This is a genomic window from Streptomyces sp. SID5785 (assembly GCF_009870065.1).
Taxonomy (GTDB): Bacteria; Actinomycetota; Actinomycetes; order Streptomycetales; family Streptomycetaceae; genus Streptomyces.
Genome location: NZ_WWIA01000468.1, coordinates 1 through 6832, shown reverse-complemented (window position 1 = coordinate 6832; position 6832 = coordinate 1). Strand labels below are relative to the sequence as shown.

The following is a 6832-nucleotide window of genomic DNA, read 5'->3' as shown; positions in this document are numbered from 1 at the left end:
ATCAGCCAGCCGCCGAGGAACGGGCCGAGGGCGCCCGCGACACCGGTCAGACCCGACCACGCGCCGACCGCCCTGGCCTGGTCGTCGGGGTGGAACACGGTCCGGACCAGGGCGAGGGAGCCCGGTGTGAGGAGTGCTCCGCCGACGCCCTGGAGCGCCCGCGCGGCGATCAGCGTGCCCTCGTCGGGGGCGAGCCCGCACAGCGCCGAGGCGAGCGCGAACCAGGCGACGCCGAGCACGAGAGTGCGCCGCCGTCCGATCCGGTCGCCCATCGCGCCGCCCCACAGCAGGAGCGCGGACAGGGTCAGCATGTAGGCGTTGACGACCCACTGGAGGGCGGAGATCGAGGCGCCGAGGTCGCGGCCCATGGTGGGCAGCGCGACGTTGACGACCGTTCCGTCGAGCATGGCCATGCCGGAGGCCAGCACGACGCACGCGAGGATCCAGCGCCCGCGCGCCGAGGACAGCCTGACTCCCATGGCCGCCATTGTGCGCCGTCGGCGGTTGTCGCGCGCCGCGTGGGCCGGGCCCGCCGGGCGACGGCGGGAGTTCGAAGACAGAGCCTAGGACCTGGCCAGGGCGCGCGCGAGTGCGGCCCGCACCCGGTCCGCGTGACCGGGCAGCCGCTCGTCGGCCCAGGCGCCGGCCAGCCGGAGGAAGCCCGCGAGGTCGTCCTCGACGCCCGCCAGCAGCCCGCGCAGGGCGGCCGCGGACACCTCGATCCGTTCGGGCCGGGCCGCCTCGGCGTCGACCGTCAGCCGGATCGTCGCGCCGTCGCGTTCGGCGGCGGGCGTGGGGTCGTGCCCGAACCAGGCGGCGGGGCGGGTCTCGTCGACGACCGCCCACCAGTCGCCGCGATCCTCGAGACCGGTGCAGCAGCCGGGGTCGAGGCGGACGCCCGTGCGGGTGTCGGTCACGCGCAGACCGCCGGCCGCGAACAGCGGGTCGAGGGTGAGCAGGCCGTGCAGGAAGCCGTCGAGCGCGCCGGCCGGACGTGGCGGGCCCGCGTCGTCGGGTTCGACGTCGTTGCACGCAGCCAGCGACATCACCGCCGTACCGACCTCGTCCGGCGTCATGGCGGCGCCGAGTTCCAGGAACGTGAAGGGCGCGCGGGCGGCGACGGGCCACAGGGCGAAGTCCTCGCGGCGGGCGACCTCGACGACGGGGCGGACGGTGATCACCCCGGGAGGATGCCGCACGCCCCGACCCGGCCGCACCCGGATTTCGGGACCGGCACGGCCCGGCGCGCATCGTTTCCGGGTCCCGCTCGTTGCACAGGGCACCGCGGGTCCGAGGACGGGCACTTCCCTTCGGGCCCGCCCGCAAGCGGTCACTGTCGGCACCGTGGGTCACACCGGCGAAGGTGTGCGGGTGCGTTCGACGGGTGCGGGACCGGCCCCCCTCCTTCCGGCCCCGCACCCGCCTTTCTGTCCCCCGAGGACTCACCGGTATCTGTGCGCACCAGGACGGCGGCCAACCCCGTGTCCGCAGGGGCACAGACGTCCGTACGTTCACCCGGCCCCCGGCACGGCCGTCAGCCCGGGGCGCGCGGGCGGGGTGATCGTGGTCCGGGCGCGGGCGCCGCGATGTGGCGGGGCGGGGTCTCCGGCGGGGTCTCGCCCGCGGCCAGGTGGTCCAGTAGCTCCTGGAGCTCTCCGCAGGCGTTCTCCACCGAGCGCCGGGTGGCGATCTGTTCGGTGACGAGGGAGGAGAGCAGCAGGGCCGTCAGCGCGGTGGCCCCGTTGAAGGCCTGCAGTTTGACCATCGTGTCGACATCGGAGAGCCCCAGGAACGCCCCGCTCGTGGTGTTCGCGGAGTACGTCGTCAGGACGGACGCGTAGAGCGCGCACATCATGCTGCCGGCCAGCTGGAAGCGCAGGGCCGCCCAGATCACCAGCGGATAGACCAGGAAGAGGAGGCTGGTCGACGCGAAGGCGGCGAGCGGGACGAGGACCAGCGCGACGGCGCCGAGGCAGACCGCCTCCGGCCAGCGTCTGCCCCAGTCCAGCTCGCCCGCGCCGACCACCAGGAGCAGCAGCGGGGTGACGAGCAGGACGCCCATCGCGTCGCCCACCCACCACGCGAGCCACACCGCCCAGAACTCTCCCGAGTCCAGGTCCCCGGTGAGCACCTGGAGCCCGGCACCGGTCGTCGCGCTGATCAGCATGGCGCCGAGTCCGCCGAGGAAGACCAGGGCGAGACCGTCCCGCAGCCGCGAGATGTCGAGCCGGAAGCCGATCCGGCGCAGCAGCAGGAACGAGCACAGCGGCGCGACGGTGCTGCCCGCGACGTTGACGAGGACGGTGAACTCGGGGGTGGTGATCGAGGCGATGACGAGGAAACAGCCCAGGGCGATCCCGGGCCAGACTCCGACGCCCAGGACGAGGAGCGCGGCGACGGAGACTCCCGTCGGCGGCCAGATGGGGGTGACGACGACGCCCTCGACGTCGACCTGGCTCACCAGGCCCAGCCGTCCGGCCACGTAGTAGCAGGCCGCCACGGCAAGAATCTTGAGCACCAGCTCAAGGGATCTCCGGGACCGCCGGGTCGCCACGACAGCCGTCAGCCGAGTCACCACCACATCAGCATGAGACACCGGGCGCGCCGGATCGGCCACGCGGGGACGCCTGCCCGGGTGTGTGCCTCGGGGCCCGCCCGGCCGTCACCGCTCCCGCGGACGGACCTCGGACCGCCACGGGACGCCCGCGTCGTGGCCGATGACGAGCACCGCCGCGTCGTCCTCGTGCCCGACCGAGTCGGCCAGCTTCATGACCCCGCCGACCAGGGCGTCGATGCCGAGGCTCGCCCCTGCGGTGATCTCCGCGAGCCGGCGCGCCCGCCCCAGACCCTCGTCGATGTGCAGCGAGGGCCCTTCCACGACGCCGTCGGTGAGCAGGACGAGAACCCCGCCCATGGTGAGCCGGTGCCGCGCGACCGGGTAGTCGGCGCCCTGGAGCACGCCGAGCGGCGGCCCGACCTCGCCGTCGTCGATGCCGGAGCGGCCGTCGGCGGTGGCCCAGATGTGCGGGATGTGTCCGGCCCGCGCGCACTCCAGCGTCCCGGTGGCCGGATCGAGGCGCAGGAACGTGCACGTCGCGAAGAGGTCGGCGTCCAGCGAGATGAGCAGGTCGTTGGTCCGGCCGAGCAGCCTGCCGGGGTCCTCGGTGACGGAGGCCAGGGCCCGCAGCGCCACCCTGACCTGGCCCATGAACGCGGCGGCCTGCGCGTTGTGGCCCTGCACGTCGCCGATGGAGATACCGATCCGGCCGTCGGACATGGGGAAGGCGTCGTACCAGTCGCCGCCCACGTTGAGCCCGTGGTTGGCCGGCGCGTAGCCGACGGCGATCCGGATGCCGGGCGGGCGCGGGAGGTCACGGGGCAGCATGCCGTGCTGCAGGGCCACCGCGAGTTCGACCCGGGAGCGCTGCGACTCGGCGAGCTCCCGGGCCCGGGCGGTCAGCGCGCCGAGCCGGGCGAGCAGCTCGTCGCCGCCGTCGGCGGACCCTGTGCGGAACATTGGCCCTCTCCGGTCCCACGGGATCCTCTCGCGCCGGTCCGCACGGTGCGGGCGGGACCGGCCGCGCGGCAGGACGGCTGCCGTGGATCGTCCCCTACTCTGGCCGACGCCCGGGGCACCCGCACCTTGTCAGCGCTCGACGGCCGGTGCCGCGGCCCCGGGCCCGCGGCGCAGCAGGCGCCAGGGTGAGCGGCGCGCGGGCCGCACGACGACCCGGCCGAAGGCCTTCTGACCGGCGAGCTCGACCCGCAGGGCGACGGGCGCGGCGGGGGCCGGGCGGTGCCGGACCCTGCTGTGGGTCAGCTGGAGTCCGTCGGCGTCGACGACGATGCCGGGGCGGGTGATCAGGAGCAGCGTCTTGCCGGTCATGTTCACATCGATGTGCAGGGTGTCGTGGGTGATCTCGGCCTCGCTCAGGTCGAGCGTGACCTGGCTGAACACGACGGCCAGCTCGATGCGGCGGGGCAGTCGCCAGCGGCCCGAGCGGGCGACGCCGCCGCTGTGCACCCGCTCGATGCGCAGGACGTCCTTGGCCGGGGCGGCGGACCCGGACGCGGGCGCCTCGGGCAGATCGGCGGTGAGCCCGGACAGTTCGGCCAGGGTGCGCGCGGCGAGCGCCGACTCCAGCCGCTCCTCCAGCTCGTCGACGCTCAGCAGTCCGTCCCCGGCGGCCACGCGCAGCCGGTCGACCACGCGGTCGCGGTCCGCGTGCGACGCGCGCAGTGCGGGCGGCGTGCCGGCGCCGCCCGGCTCCTGTCCGGTCCCCGATGCTTCGGCCATGCCCGCGTACCGCCCCTGTCCGTCCGAGACCGCCCCGCGTCGTGCGGGAGTGAGACGACCACCCTAGGGCGTCCCGCACGACGCGGTACCGGCAACTCCGCGTCAGCCGCGGGCGAGTGCGATCGCCCCCGACAGCCGCTCCCCCGCCTCGTAGACCATGTAGGGCACGCCGCCGTCGGTGCCGAAGGACGGGGACGCGGCGCGCCCGTTCTCCGGGTCGGCGGACCCGCTGTCGTAGAACACGCCGAGGTGATCGCGGCGCGAGAAGTCCCGGCCGACCTCGGTGATCAGAATGTTCCCGCCGCTCTCCTTGTCGGTGTTGTAGACGACGTACGCGCTGTCGCCGCGGGTCAGCAGGGACGGCCCGCCCACGTTGACCGCGCCGACGTCGGAGTGGCGCACCAGCGGCTCCTGGTCGAACGTCCAGTCCCGGCCGTCGGGCGACCAGCCCCAGCAGATGTCCCGGTGGTTCGCGGTCGTGTTCCGCATGAACAGCATCACGTAGCGCGCGCCGCGGTCCGGCAGGTCGTGCCGGAAGACCCGGGCGTAGGAGGTCTCGGTGGTGCCCGCGGGCATCATCGACGTCGTCAGGACGGCCTTGTCGTACGTGAAGTGGATGCCGTCCTTCGAGCGGGCGAGGCGCGTCGTGGTGTTCTCCCCGTGGAAGTACAGCCACAGTTCCCGCTCGTCGGCGTTCCACAGGACGTGCGGGGACGAGACGTGGCTGACGTCGTAGTGCGGCGACCAGGTGTGGGACACGATCGGGTTGTGCGGGTACTCGGTGAACGGGCCCTCCAGGGAGTCCCCGTAGGCGAGGCAGATGCCGCCGGGCGCGTCGTGGGGTGCGTAGTAGAGGTGGTAACGGCCCAGCGGGTCGGGGAGTTTGTCGTACACGCCGCGTATGCACGGGAAGATGATCTCGCCGGTCGGGTTGTAGGAGAGCTGCTCGGGGGTGAGCAGCGTCGTCGCGTACCGGTAGTCGGGGAAGCCGCCGGGGGCCGCGGCGGCTGTGCCCTCGGCGGTGGTGCCGAGGGCGATCAGGGCGCCGCCCGCGGTGGCGGTGCGGAGGAAGGTCCTGCGGTCGATCGTCATGACGTGCGGCTCCTTCTGCGGTGGGGGGCAGGGTTGTTCACAGCTGGGTGGCGGCGGTGACGACGAAGCCGCCGAGCGCGACGCACCACACGTACGGGAGGGTGCGGAGCATGACCTGCTGAGGGCTGACGCCGGAGTACTGGGCCGCCCAGACCGTCTGGGTGCTGGTCGGGTCGCTGACGCCGAACACCTGGTTGTAGGAGGCGGTCAGGCCGAGCACGGCGACGGCGGGGTAGATGCCGGCGGCGATGAGTACACCGGCGATGCCCGCGCCGAGCCCGTAGACGTTGAGCGGGCCGCGGTACAGGCACAGCGGGACCAGCAGCGTGAACACGAGGACGAACACGAAGGCGTTGCCCGGCGCGACGGCCTTCACCAGCGGGTTCAGCGCGTCCACGGCGCCGGGCAGCTTCACGGAGGCCAGCAGGATGCCGATGGCGACGAACAGCGCGATCGGCGGGGCCGCGACCTCGAAGCCGCCGTAGAGGGTGCGCAGCAGCCGCTTGTTGTACTGGCCGGGCCGGGTGGTGGTGAACAGGGCCCACAGCACACCGGCCAGCATCGAGGGGATGATGGCGAGCTTGAAGCCGAGCGCGAGCACGAGCGGCACGACGGGGGCGAGCAGTGCGTACCAGGGCGCGTCGCCCATGCGCCGGGCCCGGTCGCGGCGGCGCGCGCTGTCCGGGCGTTCCCGTACGGAGGCCAGGGACCAGGCGTGTTCGACGCCCTTGCGGCGGTTCTCGACGAGGACGAAGAGCACGGCGAAGAACGCGGCGAGCGGGAACAGCTTCATCATGAAGCCCTTCACCGTCTCCAGCGGCAGGTCGAGCGCGGTGGAGAAGAACTGCCACACGGGCAGTTCGAAGGGCATGCCGGCCGCGATGCCCATGAGGATCGTGCCGGCGGCGGTGGCCTTCGGGACGCCGACGGCGATCATCGCGGGGATGCCGATGATCCCGGCCATCATCGCGGCGGGCGCCGAGCCGGTGACCGTGCCGATGAGCGCCGAGACGGCGAGCACGCCGAGGGCGACGACGGTCGGCCGGTCCCCGCCGAACTCGACGATCTTGCGGACGAGGGTCCCGGCGATCCCGGTCTCCTCCATGAGCTTGCCGAGCCAGGAGCCGATGAGGACGGCCAGCATGGTCGCGGCGAGCGCGACCGCGCCTTCCTGCACGACGGTGTCGAGGATGCTGTTCTTGCCGGTCAGCGGCGCTTTGGCGACCACGGCGATGGCGAGGCCGAGCAGGACCAGGGCGAAGGCCGTGGGCAGTCTGCGGGTGAGCATGAGGCCGACTCCGGCCAGCATGATCAGGAGGATGACGATTCCCATGGCGTGCCTCAGTCCTCTCTCAGGGCGAGTGCGGCGCTCGCGAGCGCGGCGGTGAGCAGCAGGGGGCTGCGGCCGAGCCCGGCGGCCGCGCCCGCGCAGGCGTGCGCGGC

General features: G+C 73.5%; 7 protein-coding genes. All 7 read right to left on the bottom strand.

All coding sequences use genetic code 11. The features are described from left to right. A partial coding sequence (locus GTW43_RS15485; RefSeq protein WP_161302550.1) for an MFS transporter occupies positions 1 to 488 on the bottom strand: 488 nt, incomplete at its 3' end. A gap of 75 nt (positions 489 to 563) precedes the next feature. Next, positions 564 to 1181: a hypothetical protein gene (locus GTW43_RS15480; protein WP_161302548.1), complete on the bottom strand. Its 618-nt coding sequence runs from the start codon at positions 1179 to 1181 to the stop codon at positions 564 to 566. 353 nt (positions 1182 to 1534) lie between these two features. Beyond that, positions 1535 to 2518, bottom strand: coding sequence for an MASE1 domain-containing protein (locus GTW43_RS15475; RefSeq protein ID WP_343246018.1), 984 nt, complete (start codon positions 2516 to 2518; stop codon positions 1535 to 1537). A gap of 144 nt (positions 2519 to 2662) precedes the next feature. After that, positions 2663 to 3517 (bottom strand): PP2C family protein-serine/threonine phosphatase, encoded by an 855-nt coding sequence (locus GTW43_RS15470; RefSeq protein ID WP_161302546.1) that lies wholly within the window; start codon positions 3515 to 3517, stop codon positions 2663 to 2665. Positions 3518 to 3646: 129 nt separating this feature from the next. Next, entirely contained in the window at positions 3647 to 4297 is a 651-nt protein-coding gene (locus GTW43_RS15465; protein ID WP_161302544.1) for a DUF1707 domain-containing protein, read from the bottom strand. Positions 4298 to 4399: 102 nt separating this feature from the next. After that, a complete protein-coding gene (locus tag GTW43_RS15460) occupies positions 4400 to 5389 on the bottom strand; it encodes a hypothetical protein (protein WP_161302542.1) in 990 nt (329 codons plus the stop codon). A 37-nt stretch (positions 5390 to 5426) separates the two neighbouring features. Further along, positions 5427 to 6722: a TRAP transporter large permease subunit gene (locus tag GTW43_RS15455; RefSeq protein ID WP_161302540.1), complete on the bottom strand. Its 1296-nt coding sequence runs from the start codon at positions 6720 to 6722 to the stop codon at positions 5427 to 5429. Positions 6723 to 6832 lie beyond the last annotated feature (110 nt).